The sequence below is a fragment of the Streptomyces sp. NPDC025784 genome, assembly GCF_055558435.1.
This window is the reverse complement of the sequence record NZ_JBVHMN010000001.1, coordinates 1,145,786-1,166,179: the sequence shown is the minus strand read 5'-3', so window position 1 is coordinate 1,166,179 and position 20,394 is coordinate 1,145,786. Positions and strand designations below refer to the sequence as shown.

At 72.1% G+C, this 20,394-nt stretch carries 18 protein-coding genes and 1 tRNA gene; 9 read left to right on the top strand and 10 right to left on the bottom strand.

The window, feature by feature from the left end; translation table 11 throughout:
- Window positions 1-159 precede the first annotated feature (159 nt).
- A complete protein-coding gene (locus ACZ4IF_RS05030) occupies window positions 160-756 on the top strand; it encodes a histidine phosphatase family protein (protein ID WP_345641118.1) in 597 nt (198 codons plus the stop codon).
- Between the two features lie 26 nt (window positions 757-782).
- On the opposite strand, the gene ACZ4IF_RS05025 is transcribed toward ACZ4IF_RS05030, so the two are convergent.
- The gene (locus ACZ4IF_RS05025; RefSeq protein ID WP_467559587.1) at window positions 783-2,369 is read right to left on the bottom strand and encodes a hypothetical protein; all 1,587 of its coding nucleotides are present in this window, start codon (window positions 2,367-2,369) and stop codon (window positions 783-785) included.
- A gap of 298 nt (window positions 2,370-2,667) precedes the next feature.
- On the opposite strand from ACZ4IF_RS05025, the gene ACZ4IF_RS05020 reads away from it, so the two are divergent.
- Both ACZ4IF_RS05020 and ACZ4IF_RS05015 read left to right on the top strand, forming a co-directional pair.
- On the top strand, window positions 2,668-3,105 hold the full coding sequence (locus tag ACZ4IF_RS05020) for a hypothetical protein (protein WP_359498826.1): 438 nt from the start codon (window positions 2,668-2,670) through the stop codon (window positions 3,103-3,105).
- A 188-nt stretch (window positions 3,106-3,293) separates the two neighbouring features.
- Window positions 3,294-4,199, top strand: a complete 906-nt coding sequence (locus ACZ4IF_RS05015; protein ID WP_359498824.1) for a spermidine synthase — start codon at window positions 3,294-3,296, stop codon at window positions 4,197-4,199.
- A gap of 38 nt (window positions 4,200-4,237) precedes the next feature.
- On the opposite strand, the gene ACZ4IF_RS05010 is transcribed toward ACZ4IF_RS05015, so the two are convergent.
- Window positions 4,238-4,759 (bottom strand): hypothetical protein, encoded by a 522-nt coding sequence (locus tag ACZ4IF_RS05010; RefSeq protein WP_467559585.1) that lies wholly within the window; start codon window positions 4,757-4,759, stop codon window positions 4,238-4,240.
- A gap of 111 nt (window positions 4,760-4,870) precedes the next feature.
- Here ACZ4IF_RS05010 and ACZ4IF_RS05005 point away from each other — a divergent pair, with 111 nt between their 5' ends.
- The 3 genes from ACZ4IF_RS05005 to ACZ4IF_RS04995 all read left to right on the top strand — a co-directional run bounded on the left by ACZ4IF_RS05005 (window position 4,871) and on the right by ACZ4IF_RS04995 (window position 8,861).
- Window positions 4,871-5,575 carry a response regulator transcription factor gene (locus tag ACZ4IF_RS05005; RefSeq protein ID WP_179332436.1) on the top strand — a complete coding sequence of 235 codons (705 nt, stop codon included), beginning with the start codon at window positions 4,871-4,873 and terminating at the stop codon, window positions 5,573-5,575.
- A gap of 226 nt (window positions 5,576-5,801) precedes the next feature.
- A complete protein-coding gene (locus ACZ4IF_RS05000) occupies window positions 5,802-7,181 on the top strand; it encodes a sensor histidine kinase (protein WP_467559583.1) in 1,380 nt (459 codons plus the stop codon).
- A 210-nt stretch (window positions 7,182-7,391) separates the two neighbouring features.
- Complete coding sequence (locus tag ACZ4IF_RS04995) at window positions 7,392-8,861, top strand: glycoside hydrolase family 18 protein (RefSeq protein WP_467559581.1); 1,470 nt, start codon at window positions 7,392-7,394, stop codon at window positions 8,859-8,861.
- A 135-nt stretch (window positions 8,862-8,996) separates the two neighbouring features.
- Here the strand turns inward: ACZ4IF_RS04995 and ACZ4IF_RS04990 are convergent, their stop codons facing one another.
- The 4 genes from ACZ4IF_RS04990 to ACZ4IF_RS04975 all read right to left on the bottom strand — a co-directional run bounded on the left by ACZ4IF_RS04990 (window position 8,997) and on the right by ACZ4IF_RS04975 (window position 13,813).
- Entirely contained in the window at window positions 8,997-10,427 is a 1,431-nt protein-coding gene (locus ACZ4IF_RS04990) for a GH1 family beta-glucosidase (protein ID WP_467559579.1), read from the bottom strand.
- A gap of 133 nt (window positions 10,428-10,560) precedes the next feature.
- Window positions 10,561-11,469 (bottom strand): carbohydrate ABC transporter permease, encoded by a 909-nt coding sequence (locus ACZ4IF_RS04985; protein ID WP_467559577.1) that lies wholly within the window; start codon window positions 11,467-11,469, stop codon window positions 10,561-10,563.
- Window positions 11,466-12,494, bottom strand: a complete 1,029-nt coding sequence (locus tag ACZ4IF_RS04980; protein ID WP_095934533.1) for a carbohydrate ABC transporter permease — start codon at window positions 12,492-12,494, stop codon at window positions 11,466-11,468. The genes ACZ4IF_RS04985 and ACZ4IF_RS04980 overlap by 4 nt, the downstream gene beginning before the upstream one ends.
- Window positions 12,491-13,813 carry an ABC transporter substrate-binding protein gene (locus ACZ4IF_RS04975; RefSeq protein ID WP_467559574.1) on the bottom strand — a complete coding sequence of 441 codons (1,323 nt, stop codon included), beginning with the start codon at window positions 13,811-13,813 and terminating at the stop codon, window positions 12,491-12,493. Before ACZ4IF_RS04975 ends, ACZ4IF_RS04980 begins: the two co-directional genes overlap by 4 nt.
- A gap of 403 nt (window positions 13,814-14,216) precedes the next feature.
- Between ACZ4IF_RS04975 and ACZ4IF_RS04970 the strand changes: the two genes are divergently transcribed.
- On the top strand, window positions 14,217-15,272 hold the full coding sequence (locus ACZ4IF_RS04970) for a LacI family DNA-binding transcriptional regulator (protein ID WP_345641154.1): 1,056 nt from the start codon (window positions 14,217-14,219) through the stop codon (window positions 15,270-15,272).
- A 95-nt stretch (window positions 15,273-15,367) separates the two neighbouring features.
- The gene (locus ACZ4IF_RS04965) at window positions 15,368-16,195 is read left to right on the top strand and encodes a protein kinase family protein (RefSeq protein WP_467559572.1); all 828 of its coding nucleotides are present in this window, start codon (window positions 15,368-15,370) and stop codon (window positions 16,193-16,195) included.
- Window positions 16,196-16,280: 85 nt separating this feature from the next.
- Here the strand turns inward: ACZ4IF_RS04965 and ACZ4IF_RS04960 are convergent.
- From ACZ4IF_RS04960 to ACZ4IF_RS04945, 4 genes are all read right to left on the bottom strand, one after another.
- Window positions 16,281-16,353, bottom strand: a tRNA-His gene (locus ACZ4IF_RS04960).
- Window positions 16,354-16,462: 109 nt separating this feature from the next.
- Window positions 16,463-17,065 carry an oligoribonuclease gene (gene orn / locus ACZ4IF_RS04955; protein WP_095934529.1) on the bottom strand — a complete coding sequence of 201 codons (603 nt, stop codon included), beginning with the start codon at window positions 17,063-17,065 and terminating at the stop codon, window positions 16,463-16,465.
- Window positions 17,066-17,293: 228 nt separating this feature from the next.
- Complete coding sequence (locus tag ACZ4IF_RS04950) at window positions 17,294-18,538, bottom strand: helix-turn-helix domain-containing protein (RefSeq protein WP_359498801.1); 1,245 nt, start codon at window positions 18,536-18,538, stop codon at window positions 17,294-17,296.
- Between the two features lie 374 nt (window positions 18,539-18,912).
- Complete coding sequence (locus tag ACZ4IF_RS04945) at window positions 18,913-19,425, bottom strand: hypothetical protein (RefSeq protein ID WP_467559570.1); 513 nt, start codon at window positions 19,423-19,425, stop codon at window positions 18,913-18,915.
- Between the two features lie 408 nt (window positions 19,426-19,833).
- Between ACZ4IF_RS04945 and ACZ4IF_RS04940 the strand changes: the two genes are divergently transcribed.
- Window positions 19,834-20,361: a universal stress protein gene (locus ACZ4IF_RS04940; protein ID WP_095934526.1), complete on the top strand. Its 528-nt coding sequence runs from the start codon at window positions 19,834-19,836 to the stop codon at window positions 20,359-20,361.
- The last annotated feature ends 33 nt before the right edge of the window (window positions 20,362-20,394 follow it).

Genomic DNA, 20,394 nt, shown 5'->3' with positions numbered 1-20,394 from the left:
GTATGTGAACGCCCTCGGTGGGCGCCCCGGTCCTCAAAGACGCGGAGATCGCCCGCCGGGTTGCCCCGCGGACCCGTGAGCGATGATGGAGTGACCCGCTCGCTCGTCGCCGAGTGACCCGTTCCCCCTCACTCACTCGTCCCGGAAAGGTCTCCTTCCATGGCACCGCGCATCCTGCTGGCCCGGCACGGACAGACGGAATGGTCGCTGTCCGGCAAGCACACCGGCAGGACCGACATCCCGCTCCTGGAGGAGGGCCGGCGCGGCGCCAAGCTGCTGGGGGAGCGGCTGCACCGCCCGCCCTTCGACGGCCTCGACGGGGTCGAGGTGCGCACCAGCCCGCTCACGCGCGCGCGTGAGACCTGCGAACTCGCCGGGTTCGGGGACCGCGCGACCACCTGGGACACGCTCATGGAGTGGGACTACGGCGCCTACGAGGGCATGACCCCGGCGGACATCCAGGCCGTCCGGCCGGGCTGGTTCATCTGGCGCGACGGCGTCCCCGGGGGAGAGTCCCTCCAGGAGGTCTCCGCGCGCGCGGACGAGGTCGTCGCCTGGGCACGTGCCGAGGACCGTGACGTCCTGGTCTTCGCCCACGGCCACATCCTGCGCTCCATCGGCGCCCGCTGGCTCGGCCTCCCCCTCGACTTCGCGGCCCGCATCCGCCTCAACCCGACGTCGCTGTCGGTGCTCGGCTGGGCCTACGGAGAGCCCGCGATCGAGGTGTGGAACGACTGCGGGCACCTGTCCGCGTAGGGCGACCTTGCGCCGCCGGCCCTTGCTCAGGCCGGGCGCGGCAGGCTCGCGTGGCACTCGAGGAACGTCGAGACGCCCGACGCCCTGCGGTGTGGGAGCAGGACGCGCGCCGTTCCCGCGAGCATCGTCTGGATGCGGGAGGACTGGACCTCGTTCAGCAGGTCCAGGACGCGCATGCCGGCGAGGGCGGCCTCGTCGGGGCGGCCACCGCGCGCGAGGTCGTCGGCCAGTTCCGCCGTGTAGAGGGCGATGTTGCGGGTGAAGTGCGGGTCCTGGAGTTCGGCGGCGCGGCGGGCGTGCCGGGCGGCACGGGGCCAGTCGCCCAGCGTCGACCAGCACTGCGCCTCCAGCCCCTCCAGTTCGGCCTCTCCGTAGAAGGTCATCCACTCGGGGTCGGCCTCGGAGGGGCCCCGCTCGAAGAGGGCCTGCGCACGGGCCAGGGCCTGCTCGCACCCGGCGCGGTCGGCGAGCCCCGCCCAGCCGCCCGCCTCGCGCAGCGCGAGCAGGGAGAGCAGGCGGGGGGAGCCGAGGGGGCGCGCGGCGCGCTGCGCGGCCTGTGCGGCACGCACGGCCTCGCGCGGGCGCCCGGCGTCGCGCGCGAGGAACGCCGTGTTGCAGAAGGCGTGCGCCTCCAGGCCCGGGTCGCCCGCCATCCGGGCGGTCGCGAGCGCCTCCGCGTAGTGCGAGCGGGCGTCGTCGAAGCGCCCCGAGTCGTGGGCCAGCCAGCCCACCGAGATGGCCAGTTCACCGGCGCCCGCGTACAGCCGCTCCGCGATCGACTGCCGTGTGGTGCCCGCGTCGAGCAGCGCGTACGCCGTCCGCAGCGGGGCCGCCGCGCGCCGGTAGAGGCCGTCGGCCCCGTGGCGGTCGTCGAGCAGCCGGATCTTGCGTACGGCCTCTTCGAGGGCGCCGGCCTCCGACGTGCCGGCCCGGTGGACGCGCCGTTCGGCGGCCGCGGCGCTGCCGCCGAACGCGCCCGCGAAGGGCCCCAGTGAGGCCGCCGCCATGGTGGCGGTGCCTCCGGTCATGAATGCGCGACGTTGCACGTCGCTCTCCTCGTGGTTCTGATCGTGGTCCTCGTACGGGTCGCACGGATCGCACGTGTGGTGCGGATGGTGCCTGTCATGCGGGTCGTACGGGTGATGCGGATCGTGCGGGTGGTGCGGGTGGTGCGGATCGTGCGGGTGGTGCGGTGCGTGCTGCGCCGGAACGCGGTGCGCTTCCGGAGTCTCATACGTCTCGTACGCCTCCTCCGTCTCATGCAGGGCGTACGACAGGCTCGCGGAGTGCGAGGAGGGCGCCTCTCCCGTGTCCCGCGCCCCGCGTCCGCGTACCCATGAGCGGGGAGTGAAGCCCAGGTCCGTGAGCGTGCGGCCGGGGAACATGTGCAGGAACACCCGCTCGTACGCGTAGTTGGGGCAGCGGATCTCGCCCGCCTCGACGCGCCCGATGTAGCGCGCGTCGCAGCTGACCCGCTCCCCGATCTCGCGCGCCGCCCGCCGGACCGCCGCCGCGAACTCGCTCGGCGAGCGCTGTCCGCGCAACCGCCTGAAGGCGAGGTTCGGCCGCGGTGGCCGGGGGGACGGGGACGAGGTGACCGCTGACGACACCATGGCCGGGCCCTCTCTTGCGAACCGTCGAACCATGCCGGACCAAGGACGAGTTGCACGGGTTCGTGACCAGTGGTGCCCTGCTTCCGGCGCGGCAAGAACGTACCTGCTGTGACAGGGCCGCCACGCTGGGTTTGGCTACAAACCGGATATCTCATCCACGATCTGCCATGAACTGCCATCCTTTGCGGCGGTGTTACGCCGTAGCCGTTGACGTCCCGGAGCGTTGAACCCTGCGGACCGGGAGCCACCCGAACTCCCGACCCACTCGTCAAGAGGAGGGGTTCCGTTGGAGGCGGGGATGGAGACCAGGCAGAGCACCGATTTCCGTACGTCGACGACGACCGCGCAGCACAGGCCGTCCCCGGAGTGCAGCGCCCCGCCGGAGCCTGCTCCCGAGTGCGAGCTGGTGACCGTTCCCGCACGTCAGGGACTGGAGGCGGTCGACATCATCCGCCGCGGTGCCTGCGAAGCGGTCGGCCCCGTGCTCCACGACGACGGCTGCGACACCCTCGGCTTCCTGGTGCCGCCCGGTACCGCCGACGCCTGGGACGTCCCCGGCAGCACCTGCACGCAGACCAACGGCCGCGGACTCAGCCTGCCCCCCGAGCCCCCGGTCGAGGGCTCCGACTGGCTCCTGCCGCCCGGCGAGGCGGACCTCGCGACCGACCCGGCCGTCCTGCGGGCCGCGCTGGGAGAGGCGGCCCGGCTCATCGAGGCCGCCGACAACTGCCGCTGACCCCGGACCGGCCGCCGCCCCTGGACGCCCGCCGCCGGTGGTGCCTGCCGTTCCCGGAGCCGGGCCGCCGCCTCCGGACAGTGCCCGGCGGGCCCGGGCACCGACCTCGGGCCCCCGCCCCGGCCCGGGCGTCGGCCTCGGGCCCCGGCCGGTGGGCCGAGCCGCCCGTACCCCCGGATAATGGTCTGATGGCAAGGGCGAGGAACAAGCGGTCGGACGAAGGCCGTGAGACGGGGCGGGGCGCGCGGCGCGGACAGCGGGCGGCCGACGCGGTCGTCGAGCCCGTCGACGGCGGACTCGCCGAACTGCTGCCCGACCGGGACCGGGCACGCGCCTGGACGCTGCTGATCGACGGCGCCCCGCAGTCGCACGTCGACCTCGACGACCCCACGTACCTGAGCTTCGAGTACCAGCGCCGCCTCGGCCACGTCATCGACCTCGTCGCCCCGCCCGGCAAGCCCGTGCACGCCGTGCACCTCGGCGGCGGCGCCCTCACCCTCGCCCGCTACACCGCGGCGACCCGCCCCCGCTCCACCCAGCAGGTCGTCGAGCGTGACGCCGCCCTCGTCCAACTCGTCCGCCGCGAACTGCCGTTGGATCCGAACGCGCGGGTCCGGGTGCGCTCCGCGGACGCCCGAGCCGGTCTCGCGAAGGTGCCCGACGGGTGGGCGGACCTGGTGATCGCGGACGTGTTCAGCGGGGCGCGCACACCGGCCCACCTGACATCCGTCGAGTTCGTCACGGAGGTGCGCCGGGTGGTGAAGCCCGACGGCTTCTACGCCGCGAACCTCGCCGACGGGCCCCCGCTCGCCCACCTCCGCGGCCAGATCGCCACCGTCGGGGTCGTCTTCCCCGAACTCGCGCTGGTCGCCGACCCCACGGTGCTGCGCGGCAAGCGCTTCGGGAACGCCGTCCTCGTGGCCGCCGCCCGGCCGTTGCCGGTCGCCGAACTGACCCGGCTCGCGGCCTGCGACCCGCACCCCGCGCGGGTCGAACACGGCAGACAGCTCACCGGGTTCACCGGAGGCGCGGCCCCGGTCACGGACGCGGCGGCGGTCGCCTCACCGGCGCCGCCCCCGTCCGTCTTCCGCTAGGGCCGTCGGCCCCGCAGCCCCGGAGGCCGGCCCGTCGCTCAGTAGGTGCCGATCTCCACGCGCGGCGGCCCGTCGTGCCACGTGCAGAACACCGACACCCGGTCCGCGCCCGAGCTGAACTCCACCCGGATCCACGCCTCCGTCTTCCACACCTGCATCGACCATCCGGCGCCCGGGGTGGCCGACACCAGCGTCGCGGACGTCTTCCCCAGGTCGAAGACCGCCCGCCCGCCGTCGGTGTCGTAGCTCCTGACCCGGCCGGAGGCGGAGGCCGAGGGGCTCGGGCCGGGGGTCGCCGGGCGGGACGGCGACGCGGTGGCGCCGGGGTGCCGGCTCGCGCTCGGCCGGCCCGACGGGCTCGGCGACGGCTCGGCCCGCCGGGTCGAGGAGGCGAGCGGCTTCGACTCCTGGGTCGTCGCGTCGCCCGCCGTGATGGGCAGGGCGCGCGGAGGGTCGTACGCCGTCCCCGCCATCACCGTGTGCACACCCCACCACGACAGCGTGACCGCCGCGCCCGTGGCGAGCGACCAAGCAAGTGCGTGTACGAGTCCTCTGCGCATTTCCCGGCCATACTGCACCACCGGCCCCACGCGTGTCTCTCGGCCGCGTCACAACGGGGGTTGTCCACAGGTGCCGGACCGGCATCCCCCGGATGGCGTACGGTGCCGCCCATGGCAAGTGTGCTCGTGGTCGAGGACGACCAGTTCGTGCGCTCGGCCCTCATCCGGCATCTGACCGACGCCGCACACACCGTGCGCAGTGTCGGTACCGCCCTCGAGGCGCTGCGCGAGGTCGCCCATTTCTCCTTCGACGTGGTCATCCTCGACCTCGGCCTGCCCGATCTCGACGGGGCCGAGGCGCTGAAGATGCTGCGCGGAATCACCGACGTGCCGGTGATCATCGCCACCGCGCGGGACGACGAGAGCGAGATCGTCCGCCTGTTGAACGACGGGGCGGACGACTATCTGACCAAGCCGTTCTCGGTCGAGCACCTGTCGGCGCGGATGGCCGCCGTGCTGCGCCGCTCACGCGCCGGCACGGGGGACGTGCCGCCGTCGACCGTCATCCGTGTCGGCGGACTCGCCATCGATCCGCTGCGGCGCCAGGCCGAGCTGGACGGCGCCCGACTGGACCTCACCCGCCGCGAGTTCGATCTGCTGGCCTTCCTGGCGGGGCGGCCCGGCGTGGTCGTGCCGCGCAAGGAGCTGCTCGCCGAGGTGTGGCAGCAGGCCTACGGCGACGACCAGACCATCGACGTCCATCTGTCCTGGCTGCGGCGGAAACTGGGCGAGACGGCGGCCCGGCCGCGCTATCTGCACACGCTGAGAGGCGTCGGCGTGAAGCTGGAGCCACCGAGAGCGGAGCCGCCGCTATGAGGCGCGCCGGCGTCGGACGGCCGGACGCCGCCCCGCACCGACCGGCCGGACGGCCGGGTGCGGACGAGGGGTCGCCGGCCGGTCGGCCGGGGGCCGGCGGGCAGGTGCCCTCGGCGCGTTCAGGTGCGACCGGGCAGGCGTCGGCAGCGCGTTCGGGTGTGAGCAGGCGGGCGCCGCGCGGGCGTTCGGGCGCGAGCGGGCGGGCACCGGCAGGGGAGTGGGCGTCATGAGGTGGGCGCTGGTCAAGGTGTGCGTGGCGGTGACCACGATGGTCGTCGTCGCCTTCGCGGTGCCGCTGGGCCTCGTCATCAAGGAGATGGCCCGGGACCGTGCCTTCTCGAACGCCGAGCGCGAGGCCGCCGCCATCGCCCCCGCGCTCTCCATCACCACCGAGCGGGACAAGCTGGAGCGGGTCGTCGCCTCCGCCGGCTCGGACTCGGGAATGGCCGTGCACATACCCGCCGCCGACGGCACCGCCGCGGTGGAGATCGGCAAGCGGCGCGCCGACGGCAAGGACGTCGCCACCACCCGCAAGCTGGGCCGCGCCTCCACCACCGAGGTCCCCGGCGGCTCCACCCTGCTCCAGCCCGTCGCGCTGAGCTCCGGAGAGATCGCGGTCGTCGAGGTGTACGTCCCCGAGTCCGCGGTCAGCAACGGCGTCGGTACGGCCTGGGCGGTGCTCGCCGCGGTCGGCGTCGCCCTCATCGTCGGCTCCGTCGCGGTGGCCGACCGGCTCGGAGTGCGCATGGTGCAGCCCGCCCAGCGGCTGGTCGAGAGCGCGCACGAGCTGGGGGAGGGGAAACTGGGCGCCCGGGTGCCCGAAGAGGGCCCCACCGAACTGCGCCTCGCCGCCGTCGCGTTCAACTCCATGGCCGACCAGGTCGTCCAGCTCCTGGCGAACGAACGGGAGCTGGCCGCCGATCTGTCGCACCGGCTGCGCACACCGCTGACCGTGCTGCGCCTCAACACGGCCTCGCTGGGCGACGGTCCGGCCGCCGAGCAGACCCGGGCCGCCGTCGCGCAGTTGGAGCGTGAGGTCGACACGATCATCCGGACCGCCCGCGAGGCCAAGCCGCAGACCGCGGCGAAGGGAGTCGGCGCCGGCTGCGACGCCGCCGAAGTCGTCCGCGAACGCATGGACTTCTGGTCCGCGCTGGCCGAGGACGAAGGGCGCAAGGTACGCATGGCCGGGGTCGAGCGACCGGTCCGGATACCCGTCGCCCGCGCCGACCTCGCGGCGGCCCTCGACGCCCTCCTCGGCAATGTGTTCCGGCACACGCCCGAGGGCACGGCCTTCGCGGTCGACGTGCACAACGGCGAGGACGCCGTGATCGTGCTGGTCTCGGACGCGGGCCCCGGCATCGTGGACCCCGAGGCGGCGATGGCGCGCGGGCGCGGGTCGGGGACCGACGGCTCGACCGGGCTCGGGCTGGACATCGTGCGGCGCCTCGCCGAGTCGACGGGTGGTGACGTGCGCATCGGTTCCTCCGTGCTGGGTGGCACCGAGGTGCGCATCTGGATCCAGCTGGACGGACGGACCCCGGAGCGGCGGGGCCACCGGGGATCCGTACGGCGCCGGAGGCGGGGCGGCGTCGGCGTGCGCTGAACCCCCGGCGCGCCCTCAGCTGAACCCCCGGCGCACCCTCAATTGGTCTCGACCTTTAACCACCCCCGATGCCTTCCTTAAGCGCACCCTAAGATCCTCAACCCTCGTCCGGATGAAGCGGTTTGCCCGATTCCGGATCGCTAGCGTGCTGCCGCACCCACCCCTGGGAATCCCCGTGAACTCCCGTGAAACCGCGAAGGCAGGCACGCGATGAGCAGCACGCACCGGCGCAAGGTCAGTGGCAGGAACAAGGCGATAGGCGGCGTCGTCGCCGCGGCCGTGGTCGGCGGCGGCGCCCTCCTGTTCACCGGAACCGCGCAGGCCGCCGGCGTCGGCGCCGCGTACACCAGGACCAGCGACTGGTCGACGGGCTACACCGCGCAGTACGTCATCACCAATGACAACGCCCAGGTGAAGGCCGACTGGACGCTGGAGTTCGACCTGCCCTCCGGCGCCACCCTCAGCTCCCTGTGGAACGGCGAGTCGAGCGTGAGCGGGAAGCACGTCACCGTGAAGCCGCCCTCCTGGGACAAGGACGGCCTGAAGGCCGGCGAGTCCGTCACCGTCGGTTTCGTCGTGAACGGCACCGCCGACCCGACGGGCTGTCTCGTCGACGACACCAAGTGCTCGGTGGACGACGGCGCGACGCCCGAGCCCAGCGGCCGCCCGACGCAGTCGGCGACCCCCACGCCCACCCCGACCGCGACCGCCTCGCAGAGCGCCACCCCGACGCCGACCGCGACGGCCACCCCCTCCCCCTCGCAGAGCTCGGGCAGCGGCAACACGACGACGGCCGGCTTCGCGCCCTACGTCGACACCTCGCTCTACCCCGCCTTCGACCTGGTCGGCAGCGCCGCGGCCACCGGCGTGAAGAACTACAACCTGGCCTTCGTCACCGACGGCGGCGGCTGCACCCCCAAGTGGGGTGGCGTCACGGACCTCGCGAGCGACGGCGTGGCATCGCAGATCGGAGCCCTGCGTGCCAAGGGCGGCGACGTCCGTGTGTCCTTCGGCGGGGCCTCCGGGACCGAGCTGGCGACGAGCTGCTCCTCGGCCGACGCGTTGGCGGCGGCGTACGGGAAGGCGGTGGACGCGTACGACCTCACGAAGGTCGACTTCGACGTCGAGGGCGGCGCGCTGCCCAACACCACCGCGAACACCAACCGGGCGAAGGCGATCGCCAAGCTCCAGCAGCAGCACCCTGACCTGGACGTGTCCTTCACCCTGCCGGTGATGCCGGAGGGTCTGACCCAGGACGGCGTCAACCTGCTGTCCAACGCCAAGTCGAACGGTGTGAAGATCAACACCGTCAACATCATGGCGATGGACTACGGTCCGGCGTACAGCGGTGACATGGGCACCTACGCCGAGCAGGCGGCCACGGCCACGCAGGCCCAGGTCAAGAGCGTCCTCGGTCTCTCCGACAGCGCCGCCTGGAAGGCCGTCGCCGTCACCCCGATGATCGGCGTCAACGACGTCTCCTCCGAGATCTTCAAGGTCGACGACGCCTCGCAGCTGGTGACCTTCGCCCGGTCCAAGGGCCTCGGCTGGCTCTCCATGTGGTCCGCCACCCGCGACAAGCAGTGCCCGGGCGGCGCGAAGAACTCCGCCGACGCGACGTGCAGCTCCGTCGTCCAGGACGCGAACGCCTTCTCGAAGGCCTTCGCCGCCTTCAAGTAGCCATCCCCCCACGGGGGTCGCGCGCCCCGGCCGGACCTCCCCCCACCCGGCCGGGGCGCCGACACGCGTGCGGGGCGCGGCACCCCCCCCTCGGGCGCCGCGCCCCGTCCCCCGTGTGCCCGGGCGGCCAGGGTCCTACTCGGCGGCCGTCACCGGCGGCAGCGCGCCGGTCCGCGCGGCCTGCGCGTACCAGTGGGCGCTCGACTTCGGCGTACGGGCCAGCGTCGCGTAGTCCACGTACACCGCGCCGAAGCGCTTCTCGTAGCCGTACGCCCACTCGAAGTTGTCCATCAGGGACCACAGGAAGTAGCCGCGGACGTCCGCGCCGTCGGTGATCGCGCGGCGCACCGCGGACAGGTGGCCGTGCAGGTACGCGACGCGCTCCGGGTCGTGCACCCGGCCGTCCGGGTCCGGCTTGTCGTCGTAGGCGGCGCCGTTCTCCGTCACGTACAGCGGCAGGCCCGGGGCCTCCCGCGTGTAGCGCATGATCAGGTCGTGCAGGCCCGTCGGGTCGATGGTCCAGCCCATCTCCGTGCGCTCGCCCGGGGTCTGGTGGAAGGCGACGTCGTCCGCGCCCGGCCAGGGGGAGTACGAGCTGGCGCCGTGGCCGTCCGCGCGGTTGCCCTCGACGGCCGAGTCGGCGGCCGATACCAGCGTCGGGGTGTAGTAGTTGAGGCCGAGCGCGTCCAGCGGCTGGTGGATCGCCGCGAGGTCGCCGTCCTGGACGTACGACCAGTCCGTGATCGGGGCGGTGGCCGTGAGCAGGGTCTCGGGGTAGGCGCCGTGCAGCATCGGGCCGTGGAAGACGCCGTTGGCGAGGTCGTCGATGTGGCGGGCCGCCGCCAGATCCCCCGGCTCCTGCGACAGCGGCCGGACCACCGACGAGTTCAGGCTCACCGCGACCGAGTTGCGGGCGGGCATGACCGACCGGAGGGCCTTGGCGCCGAGCCCGTGGGCCAGGTTCAGGTGGTGGGCCGCCCTCAGCGACGCCTCCGCGTCGGTGCGGCCGGGGGCGTGCACGCCGGAGCCGTACCCCAGGAAGGCGCTGCACCACGGCTCGTTGAGGGTGATCCACTGCTCGACGCGGTCGCCCAGCGCCGCGCCGACGATCTGCGCGTACTCGGCGAAGCGCAGCGCGGTGTCGCGCTCCGGCCAGCCGCCCGCGTCCTCCAGCTCCTGCGGCAGGTCCCAGTGGTAGAGGGTGATCGCGGGCTTGATGTCATGGGCGAGGAGCTCGTCCACGAGCCGCCGGTAGAAGTCCAGGCCGCGCTGCACGGCGGGGCCGCGCCCGGTCGGCTGCACCCGGGACCACGAGATCGAGAAGCGGTACGCGCCCAGGCCCAGGTCCGCCATCAGCGCCACGTCGTCGCGATAGCGGTGGTAGTGGTCGACGGCCACGTCGCCGGTCTCACCGCCCGCCGTCTTGCCGGGCGTATGGCTGAAGGTGTCCCAGATCGAGGGGGTGCGGCCGTCCTCCCGCACCGCCCCCTCGATCTGGTACGCGGAGGTCGCGGCGCCCCAGAGGAAGGCCGGGGGGAAGGTCACGGGGGTAACGGGCTCAGACATGGAAGCGCTCCCATAAGGGGTCGAGGAGACCGACGGAACGGAAGTAGGGGAGAAAAGGAACAGGGAGAAGGGGGAGGGGAGAAGGGGGCCGGGGCGACGGTGACCCGGCCCCGAAGGGCCCCGGTGCGGCCCGTCAGCCCTTGATCGCGCCCTGCATGATGCCGCCCACGATCTGCTTGCCGAACAGCAGGAAGGCGATGAGCAGCGGCAACGTGCCGAGCAGCGCGCCCGCCATGATCACCGACTGGTCGGGGATGTAGCCGGTGCCGAGGCCGTTCAGGGCGACCTGGACGGTGGGGTTCTGCTGGTTGAGCGCGATGATCGGCCAGAGGAAGTCGTTCCACGCCATCACGAAGGTCAGCAGCCCGAGCACCGCCATCGCCGGCCGCGCCGCCGGGAAGACCACGTGCCACACGACGCGCAGACTGCTCGCTCCGTCGACCCGCGCGGCCTCGATCAGCTCGGTGGGCAGTGCCTGCACCAGGTACTGCCGCATGAAGAACGTGCCGAAGGCGCTCACGAGGGTGGGCAGGATGACCGTCTGCAGCTGGTTGGACCAGCCCAGGTCGCTCATCCACAGATAGAGGGGGACCACGGCGAGCTGCGGCGGGATCATCATCGTGCCGATGGTGAGCAGCAGCAGGGTGCTGGAGAACTTGAACCGCAGCTTGGCGAAGGCGAACCCGGCGAGCGTGGAGAACAGGACCGTACCGAAGGTGATGGTCCCGGCGACGATCACGGAGTTGACCATCGCGGTGCCGAGCCCGGCCTGGTCCCAGGCGGTCTGGAGGTTCTTGAACAGGTTCCCGCCGAACCACAGCGGCGGTGGTGTCTGGGCGAGCCGCTCGTTGTTGCGGGAGGCCGCGATCGCGGTCCACAGCAGCGGCGCCAGCGAGACCAGCGCGAGAACCGTCAGGACGACATAGGTGGCCGGGCCCGCGTGCAGCTGCTTGCCCGCGCCGAGCACACGGCGCCGTACGGGCCTCCCGCCGTCCGCGTGGCTCCCCTGCGCCTCGGGGAGCGTCAGTTCACTTGTGGTCATTGGGATTTCCTCAGCCGTCGGGTGATCAGCAGATTGATCGCGGCGACGATCAGCAGGATCAGGAACATCGTCCAGGCGATCGCGGACGCCTTACCGAGGTTGCCGATGCCCCAGCCCTGGTCGTACATGTACAGGCCGAGCGTCTGGTACTGGTGCGCGGAGCCGCCCTTCGAGCCGCTCACCCCGCCGAACAGCAGGGGCTCGCCGAAGAGCTGGGTCGCGCCGATCGTCGAGACCACCACGGTGAACAGGATCGTCGGCCGGAGCATCGGGACCGTCACATGGCGGAACTGCTGCCAGCGGCCCGCCCCGTCGAGCGCGGCCGACTCGTACAGATCGGTGGGGATCGCCTGCATCGCCGCCAGATAGATCAGCGCGTTGTAGCCGGTCCACCGCCAGATCACGATCGAGGAGACGGCGAACTGACCGCCCCAGTCGGACTCGCGCCAGTTGATCGGGTCGATCCCGACGAAGTGCAGCAGCCAGTTGATCATGCCGCCGTCCCACGAGTACAGCAGCGTGAAGACCAGCGTCGCCGCCGCCACCGAGGTGGCGTACGGGGTGAGCATCACGACTCGCCACACGGTCGAGCCGCGCAGCCGGTAGTTGAGCAGATGCGCGATCCCGATCGCCATCAGCAGCTGCGGAACCGTGGAGATCACACCGATGGTGAAGGTGTTCTCCAGGGCGTTCCAGAAGAACTCCGAGGACAGCAGGTTCTTGTAGTTGTCCAGGCCCACCCAGGTCTGGTGGTCCAGGCCGGACAACTGCACGTTGTGCAGCGAGTACCAGGCCGTGTACAGCAGCGGCACGAGCCCGAAGGCCCCGAAGACGATGAAGAAGGGGGCGATGAACGCGTACGGCGACGCCTTCATGTCCCAGCGGTACAGCCGGCTGCGCCACGAGCTCGGGCCCGGGGGCGGCGTACCGCGACCGTGAGCGCGGCGGGCCGCGCCCGGCTGGTCACCGGGCGCGGCGTCGGCGCTCGACGCGGTCTGCGCGAGAGCCTGCTTGGAGCTGGTCACTGGCCGAGCACGTCCTTGATCTCCGACTTGGCCGCGTTCCAGCCCTGGTCGGGCGTCTTGCCCTTCTGCTCGACCTGGAGGATGCCGACGTCGGTGATGGCCGTGCCGATCGGCTGGTCCTTGACACCGAATATCTGCGTCGGGATGGTCTTCGCCGAGTCGGAGAAGATCTGGGTGATCGGCGCGTCGGAGAAGTACGCCGTGGTGGCGGCCTGCGGCTTCAGCGCCGAGTACGCCGACGGGGTCGACGGGAAGCTCGCCTGCTTGCCGAAGACCTTCGCCTGCTGCTCCGGGGCGGTCAGCCACTTCGCCAGCGCGACGGCCTCCTTCTGGTGCTTGGTCGCCGTCGGCACGCCGATGAACGAACCGCCCCAGTTGGCCGCGGTCGGCGCCGCCGCCACGTCCCACTTGCCCTTGCCCGAGTCACCGGACTTCTCCTGGATGTAGCCCATCATCCAGGCCGGGCAGGCCACCGTGGCGAACGAGCCCTTGGCGAAGCCCTGGTCCCACGTCGGGTCGAACTGCTTCAGCTTCGCCGACATGTCGCTGGTCGCCACCGACATCGCGGCGTTCCAGGCCGTCTTCACGCCCGAGGACTTGTCCCAGATGACGTTGCCGTCCTTGTCGTAGTACCGCTCGCTCTCGCCTCCGAGCGCCGCGTTGTAGACCGAGGAGGCGGAGTCCACGAACTTGGTGCCGCTCGGCGCCTTCTTCATGTAGTCCTTGCCGACGGCGACGTACTTGGACCAGTTGCCCTTCCACTGCTCGGCGAGCTTGGTGCGGTCCGTCTCCAGACCGGCCTTCTCGAACAGGTCCTTGCGGTAGCAGATCGCCATCGGGCCGATGTCGGTGCCGAGCCCGATCAGCTTGCCGTCCTTGGTGGTGGCCTGGGCGTTCTTCCAGTCCAGCCACTGGGACTTGTCGACGTCCTTGCCGAGGTCGACGAACTTGTCGGCCTGGGTCTGGACGGCCTCGGTGATGTTGCCGACCTCGATCGCCTGGATGTCGTCGGTGCCCGAGCCGGCCTGGAGGCGGGTCAGGGTCTTCGGCCAGTAGACGTCGGTACGGGTGGTGACGTTCTCCTTGATGGAGATGTCGGGGTGGAGCTTCATGTACTCGTCGTAGAGGCCGGCCTGCTTGTAGCCGAAGACGCCGAAGGTCCCGATGGTCAGAGTGGTCTTACCCTTGCCATTGCCGCCGTCGGAGTTCGACGAGCCGTCGTCCGAGTCGTTGGCGCAGCCGGCCAGCAGCCCTGTGGTCAGCGCGGCGACGGCCGCGAGGGCCCCCAGCCTGCGGGACCGACGGGTACTCGTGCGCATTGAGTCCTCCTGTTGCCTGACGTGCCGACCCCCCGGCCAACTGCTCTGTTGGGCCCGTTGGTTCTCGCTGCGGCTCGGGCGGGGAACGTGCGGGATGTGTATGTGTCAGGTACTGTGGGAGCGCTCCCACAGGTGATGTGTTGAAGAGTCGTCGGTTCGCGCGGGGGTGTCAAGGGTGGGAGCGCGGAGATATGCGTTCAGTTATCGGCCCGTTAGCTAACTCCGGGGCCGGAGTCGGGGACCGCCCCGGGACGGGTGTGATGGCTCGTGTCAGTGTGCCCGCCCGGTGCGGGAGGATGAAGTCCGGGGGGACCGGCACCCCGCGCCGGGACTCCCGTCCATGAACACGACTGTTAGATTCCAGGCCAGTCGCGGAGCGCGCGGTGTCGACGGGAGGCGGACCATGGCAAGCCACGGAGCGCGGGGCCGGGGTGGCGGCCGGCCGACCTTGGAAGAGGTCGCCGCGCGCGCCGGAGTGGGCCGCGGCACGGTCTCCCGGGTGATCAACGGCTCCCCGCGGGTCAGTGACGCGACCCGCGCCGCCGTCGAGGCGGCGGTCGCGGAGCTCGGCTACGTCCCGAACACGGCGGCCCGCGCCCTGGCCGCCAACCGCACGGACGCCATCGCCCTGGTCGTCCCCGAGCCGGAGACCCGCTTCTTCGCCGAGCCGTACTTCTCCGACATGCTGCGCGGTGTCGGCGCGGAGCTCTCGGACACCGAGATGCAGCTGCTGCTGATCTTCGCGGGCAGCGACCGGGAGCGGCAGCGGCTGGCCCAGTACCTGGCGGCGCATCGGGTGGACGGCGTCCTGCTCGTCTCGGTCCACGCGGACGACCCGCTCCCCGACCTCCTCTCCCAGCTGGAGATCCCGGCGGTGATCAGCGGTCGCCGCTCGGCGGACGAGACGCTGCCGTCGGTGGACTCGGACAACTACGGCGGGGGCCGCGCGGCGGTCGAGCACCTGATGGCCCAGGGGCGGCGCAAGGTGGTCCACCTCGCCGGACGCCTCGACGTCTACGGTGCCCAGCGCCGTGTGGACGGCTACCGTCAGGCCCTGCTCGACGCCGGCCAGGAGGTGGACGACCGGCTGATCGTCCCCGGTGACTTCACCGAGGAGGGCGGTCGCCGTGCGATGAGCCTGCTGCTGGAGCGCTGCCCCGACCTCGACGCGGTCTTCGCCGGCTCCGACGTCATGGCGGCGGGCGCCCGCCAGGTGCTCCGCGAGGCGGGCCGCCGCATACCCGACGACGTGGCGCTGATCGGCTACGACGACTCCGCCATCGCCCGCCACATGGACCCGCCGCTGACGAGCGTCCGCCAGCCGATCGAGGAGATGGGCCGCGCGATGATCGACCTGCTGCTCGGCGAGATCGCGGACCGGCGTCCGGCGGTGTCACGGGGCCTGGAGAAGCGGCAACTCGTCCTGCCGGCGGAGCTGGTGGTGCGCGCCTCCTCCTGAGGACCGTGCCGCGGTGCGGCCGGCGGACCCCCGCCGCGCCGCGGGGACCGGCCGGCGGCCCGCCCGCCGGCCGCCGGTAGGGCAGGCTGGTGACCATGGTCCTGCATCCTTTGCTCGGAGTCGGTGAAGTGTCCGCGGTGGAGCCGTATCTGGGCCGCGTCGGCGAGGTGTTCAGGGCATTCCGGGGGCAGGACTCGGGGTGTGTGTCGTACGGGGTGCGGCTGCTCGACGGCGCTCGCTGGTTCGTCAAGGAAGCGGTCAACGACCGGGCCCGTCGTTCACTCGAACGAGGATGGGCGTTTCACCGCGCCGTCCGGCACCCGGCGATCGTCCCCCAGGTGCACCGGATCGCCGTCGGCGACAGCTGGGCGGTGGTGATGCCCTGGCGGGAGGGCGAGGTGCTGTACCACGCGACCGCGGCCGGGCACCGGGACCGTACGAGCCCGGACAGTCCGGCGGCCCGCTTCCGGGCCCTGCCGGTGGCTCGCGTGCTGGCCGCCTTCGACCGGGTCCTGGACGCGCACCTCGCGGTGGAGGCCGCGGGGCATGTCGCGGTGGACTTCTACGACGGGGCGCTGCTGTACGACTTCGCGGCCGATGTGGCCCATCTGGTCGACCTCGACGAGTACCGTCCGGGCCCCTTCGTGGTGGAGGAGGAGCGCCTGCCGGGCTCGCGGCGTTTCATGGCCCCGGAGGAGTTCGTGCGCGGGGCGGTCGTGGACACCCGGACCACCGTCTCCACGCTCGGCCGTACCGCCCGGCTGCTGCTGGACGGGGGAGACGAGGAGCGCGCCTGGCGCGGTACGCCGCAGCAGCTGGCGGTCGTGGCGCGCGCCACGTTCCCCGATCCGGACGACCGCTTCGCCGACGTCCACCGTTTCGCGGCGGCCTGGCGGGCGGCCGACCCGCGCGGGGACGCATGAGGCCGGGGCGCCGGACCGTGCCGCCCGGCTCCGGGAACGCAGTCAGCCGGTGACCTGTCGATCAGGTCACCGGCTGACTGTTCAGGGTGAGTGACGGGACTTGAACCCGCGACATCCTGGACCACAACCAGGTGCTCTACCAGCTGAGCTACACCCACCACGACCGGTCCTTGGGTTTCCCCGACCGGCCGAGAAAAAGTGTACAGGGTCCGAAGGGGTGCTCGCGCACGGCTTTTGCGGGGGCCCGGGAGGGGCCCCGTCGCAGGGCTATTCCGCGGGCAGGACGTGCTTCGCCGCGATGGTGCGGGCGGTGTCCGAGTCGGGGCCGGGCTGCGGGACGAAGATCGCCTCGCGGTAGTAGCGGAGCTCGGCGATGGACTCGCGGATGTCGGCCAGGGCGCGGTGGTTGCCGTTCTTCTCCGGGCTGTTGAAGTACGCCCGCGGGTACCAGCGGCGCGCCAGCTCCTTGATGGAGGAGACGTCCACGATCCGGTAGTGGAGGTAGTCCTCCAGGGTCGGCATGTCGCGGAGGAGGAAGCCGCGGTCCGTACCCACCGAGTTGCCGCACAGCGGGGCCTTGCCCGGCTCCTTGACGTGCTCACGTACGTAGGAGAGGACCTGCTCCTCCGCGTCCGCCAGGGTCGTGCCCGCGGCGAGCTCGGAGAGCAGACCGGAGGTGGTGTGCATCTGGCGCACCACGTCCGGCATCGTCTCCAGCGCCGCGTCCGGCGGGCGGATCACGATGTCCACGCCTTCGCCGAGCACGTTCAGCTCCGAGTCGGTGACCAGCGCGGCCACCTCGATGAGCGCGTCGTCCGACAGCGAGAGCCCGGTCATCTCGCAGTCGATCCACACCATGCGATCGTTCATACGTCTCACCCTACGGCCCGCTCCGGCCGGGTGGACCCGCCCGTGCCTGCTCGCCCGCACCGAAAAGCGCGGGCCGCCGCGGCGACCGCGCTCCGCCCGGCGGGCGGACGGGAGGCGGACGGCCCCCGAAGGGCAGGTGTACGGCGTCCGGAGCGCGGGCGCACGGAAGAGGGCCCGCACCCGAAGGCACGGACCCCTCCCGTCACCTACGTCCCCGCCGGCGCTCGGCTAGGGCGCGCTGCGCTGACCGGGCAGGCTGGGCCTGCCTCCCGCGTACAGCTCCTGGCCGTGCTTGCCCGGGTCGGGGCCCAGCGCCGCGGCCGACGCGGCCGGGCCCAGGGCGCCGGCCGCCGCCGTACGGCGCGTCTGCATCGGGACCGGGCTGTCCTGGTGCACGACCGGTGGCGGCCCGAGCGGTCCCGCCGCGCCGTCCACGTCCGACGGGCGTTCGGTCTGCGGCCTGCGGGCGCGGTACGCCGCCCGGTACGCGGCCGGGGACGAGCCGAGCTGGCGTCGGAAGTGACCCCGCAGCGCGACCGGCGAGCGGAATCCGCAGCGCCCGGCGACCTCGTCGACCGAGTAGTCGGAGGTCTCCAGGAGGCGCTGCGCCTGCAGGACGCGCTGAGTGATCAGCCACTGCAGGGGCGCGCTCCCGGTGAGCGAGCGGAACCGGCGGTCGAAGGTGCGGCGGCTCATGTACGCACGGGCCGCCAGCGTCTCGACGTCGAACTGCTCGTGGAGGTGCTCCAGCGCCCAGGCGACGACCTCCGCGAGGGGGTCGGCGCCGATCTCCTCGGGTAAAGACCTGTCGAGGTAGCGCTCCTGCCCGCCGCTCCGACGCGGCGGGACCACCAGACGCCGGGCCAGCGCGCCCGCCGCCTCGTTGCCGTGGTCCGTCCGCACGATGTGGAGACAGAGGTCGATTCCGGCCGCCGTGCCCGCCGACGTCAGGACGTCTCCGTCGTCCACGAAGAGTTCCCGTGGATCCACGTGCACCGACGGGTAGCGCTTGGCCAGCGTCGGCGCGTACATCCAGTGGGTCGTGGCGGGCCGTCCGTCCAGCAGGCCGGCCGCCGCCAGGACGAAGGCCCCGGTGCACAGCCCGACGATGCGGGCGCCCTCCTCGTGCGCTCGCCGCAGTGCGTCGAGCGCCTCCTCCGGTGGTGGCGAGGTGATCGACCGCCAGGCGGGCACGACGACCGTGCCTGCCCGGGAGATCGCTTCCAGGCCATGTGGTGCGGTGAGTTCCAGGCCCCCTGTGGTCCGCAGTGGGCCTTCCTCGCCCGCGCTCACCAGAAGTCGGTAGCGCGGTACGCCGGCGTCCTGGCGGTCAATCCCGAACACCGACAGCGGTATGGAACTCTCGAAGATGGGGCCGCCGCTGAACAGCAGCACCGCGACGATCTCCTTGCGGCGTCGCCCGGAAAGCTTCCGGGCCGCGGCTTCCGGCGCGGCAGTGGAGTCGTGGCTCATCCTGCTAAGCCCCCCTCGGTGGTCGCGGCTCCTCGGTTGTGTCGCTCCTGCACGTTTCCCCTCGGTCCTGCACGAGTCCCCCGCCGTAAGACAAGATCGAATCTACTGTGTCGCGTAGCGCCAAGGTGACCAGTTCGGTACTCCGCAGAATGTCGACATGGCAACTTGGCGTAAAGCATTCGATCACGAAGCGTTGCACTCGTGGGCCGTGCAGGGAAGTGCGCCTCGTGGCAGTGGCCAATCCACGTAGGGTGCGCGAGCCGCCCAGGACCCTTTCGGTGCAGGTCGAACGGGGGTTGGGGGGTCGTTCGGGCAAGGGAGGGGCAGTTCCCAGAAGTTGGCTGAAAAGTACCGGGGGCGTGCGCACAAACCGGTCAGTCAACCGGCTTGTTTCCCGTACCGCGCCGACCACCTCTGTGCGCCCCGGTGCCACTCCAGCCGCGCAGATCGGCCACCGTGCCCGTTCCGCTCCTGCCCCGCGGATCGGGCATCACGCCCGGCCGGACCCCGCCGAGCGGGCGGTCCGGCCGCTCCGGGATCCCGCCGTCGCGCGGTTCGGCCACGGTGGCCGACCCGGTCCTGCCGTGCCGGCCGCGCGATGCGGACCGTTCCCCGGCGGGCCGCGCGTCCCGTTCCGCGGCGCGCAGCCGTGCCGCGCCCCGCTCGGACTGTCTCATCAGCAGCCGGCAGGCGCCGGTCACGGCGGCCAGCCCCAGGGCGGTCCCGGTCGCACCCGCGAGCGAGGCGCCGAACCAGACGAGGATCACGGGGACCAGGACACAGCTGAAGGCGGCCCAGCGCACCACGGCGCTCGCCGTGTCCGGCACCGGCGGTGCCGGGGAGCGCGCCCCGGGGGAGGGGCGGGGCGCGATCTCGGGTCCGGGCACGCTCTGCTCCCTAGTGCTCCAGTGCTCCCCATGGCGAGCGGCGCGGTCCGGGGGCCGGCCGTCCGCTCTCCATGCTGTCCGTGGCGATGGCTCTCCTGTTCAACGCGTGTTCGACCGGCCGGTCACTGCCCGGTATGGGCGCCTCGTCCCGGGAGATCGTGGCCGTACCACGAGAAAAGTCCCCGTCGCCGGGTGAACCCTGCGCAAACCGCCTGTACGGGGCAGCAACCATTGCGTTACGGGCGCCTCTCATGCATGCTCCGGGGAACGCTCGCACAGCGCGCGCGGGATCTGGGCAGAGGAGGCGTGCCGCCGTACCCTTGGGGGTATGGGGTTGGGAAGATGATTCCCGGACACTGCTCTGCCGCACGTCGTCCCCACCACGAGGATCCAAACGCCGAGATACCCATGGCCGGTCACGAATTCTTCGATCCCGCGAACCGCAAGCGCCCGCTCGCCGACCCCACGGCGGCCGAGCCCCTGGCGGCGGAAGAACCCCGCCAGTCCTGCGATCCCGCCTTCAAGCACGGTGTCGTCGTCGGCTTCGACGGTTCGACGTCCAGTGAGCGCGCCCTCGCCTACGCGATCGGCATGGCTCACCGCTCCGGCTCCGGCCTGATCATCGTGCACGTCGCCAACCGGCTGCCGACCACCGTGTGGGCGGGCTGCGAGCCACCGGTCTTCGTCGACGTGCCGGACCACCGCACCGAGGTGCTGGGTCTGGAGTTGGCCTGCGCCGAGTATCTGGCCGAGGTGCCGTGGATCCTCGTCGAGCGCGGCGGTGACATCTGTCACGAACTCGAAGAGGTGGGCCGGGAGTACGAGGCGGACGCCATCGTGGTCGGCTCCACGCACGGCATCGTCGGGCGCATCTTCGGCTCGGTGGCCGGCCGGCTCGCCAAGCGCGCGCAGCGCCCCGTCGTCGTCATTCCGTAACTCGCCGTCGTCCCAGGTGAGATGAGCCCCGGG

Excerpts from the sequence above, each read along its gene's own strand:
- ACZ4IF_RS04985 (WP_467559577.1), bottom strand. The coding sequence starts at position 11,469 with ATGACCACAAGTGAACTGACGCTCCCCGAGGCGCAGGGGAGCCACGCG.
- ACZ4IF_RS04950 (WP_359498801.1), bottom strand. The coding sequence starts at position 18,538 with ATGAGCCACGACTCCACTGCCGCGCCGGAAGCCGCGGCCCGGAAGCTT.
- ACZ4IF_RS05000 (WP_467559583.1), top strand. The coding sequence starts at position 5,802 with ATGAGGTGGGCGCTGGTCAAGGTGTGCGTGGCGGTGACCACGATGGTC.
- ACZ4IF_RS05025 (WP_467559587.1), bottom strand. The coding sequence starts at position 2,369 with ATGGTGTCGTCAGCGGTCACCTCGTCCCCGTCCCCCCGGCCACCGCGG.
- ACZ4IF_RS04990 (WP_467559579.1), bottom strand. The coding sequence starts at position 10,427 with ATGTCTGAGCCCGTTACCCCCGTGACCTTCCCCCCGGCCTTCCTCTGG.
- orn (WP_095934529.1), bottom strand. The coding sequence starts at position 17,065 with ATGAACGATCGCATGGTGTGGATCGACTGCGAGATGACCGGGCTCTCG.
- ACZ4IF_RS05015 (WP_359498824.1), top strand. The coding sequence starts at position 3,294 with ATGGCAAGGGCGAGGAACAAGCGGTCGGACGAAGGCCGTGAGACGGGG.
- ACZ4IF_RS04965 (WP_467559572.1), top strand. The coding sequence starts at position 15,368 with ATGGTCCTGCATCCTTTGCTCGGAGTCGGTGAAGTGTCCGCGGTGGAG.
- ACZ4IF_RS04975 (WP_467559574.1), bottom strand. The coding sequence starts at position 13,813 with ATGCGCACGAGTACCCGTCGGTCCCGCAGGCTGGGGGCCCTCGCGGCC.
- ACZ4IF_RS05010 (WP_467559585.1), bottom strand. The coding sequence starts at position 4,759 with ATGCGCAGAGGACTCGTACACGCACTTGCTTGGTCGCTCGCCACGGGC.
- ACZ4IF_RS05020 (WP_359498826.1), top strand. The coding sequence starts at position 2,668 with ATGGAGACCAGGCAGAGCACCGATTTCCGTACGTCGACGACGACCGCG.
- ACZ4IF_RS04970 (WP_345641154.1), top strand. The coding sequence starts at position 14,217 with ATGGCAAGCCACGGAGCGCGGGGCCGGGGTGGCGGCCGGCCGACCTTG.
- ACZ4IF_RS05030 (WP_345641118.1), top strand. The coding sequence starts at position 160 with ATGGCACCGCGCATCCTGCTGGCCCGGCACGGACAGACGGAATGGTCG.
- ACZ4IF_RS04940 (WP_095934526.1), top strand. The coding sequence starts at position 19,834 with ATGGCCGGTCACGAATTCTTCGATCCCGCGAACCGCAAGCGCCCGCTC.
- ACZ4IF_RS04995 (WP_467559581.1), top strand. The coding sequence starts at position 7,392 with ATGAGCAGCACGCACCGGCGCAAGGTCAGTGGCAGGAACAAGGCGATA.
- ACZ4IF_RS05005 (WP_179332436.1), top strand. The coding sequence starts at position 4,871 with ATGGCAAGTGTGCTCGTGGTCGAGGACGACCAGTTCGTGCGCTCGGCC.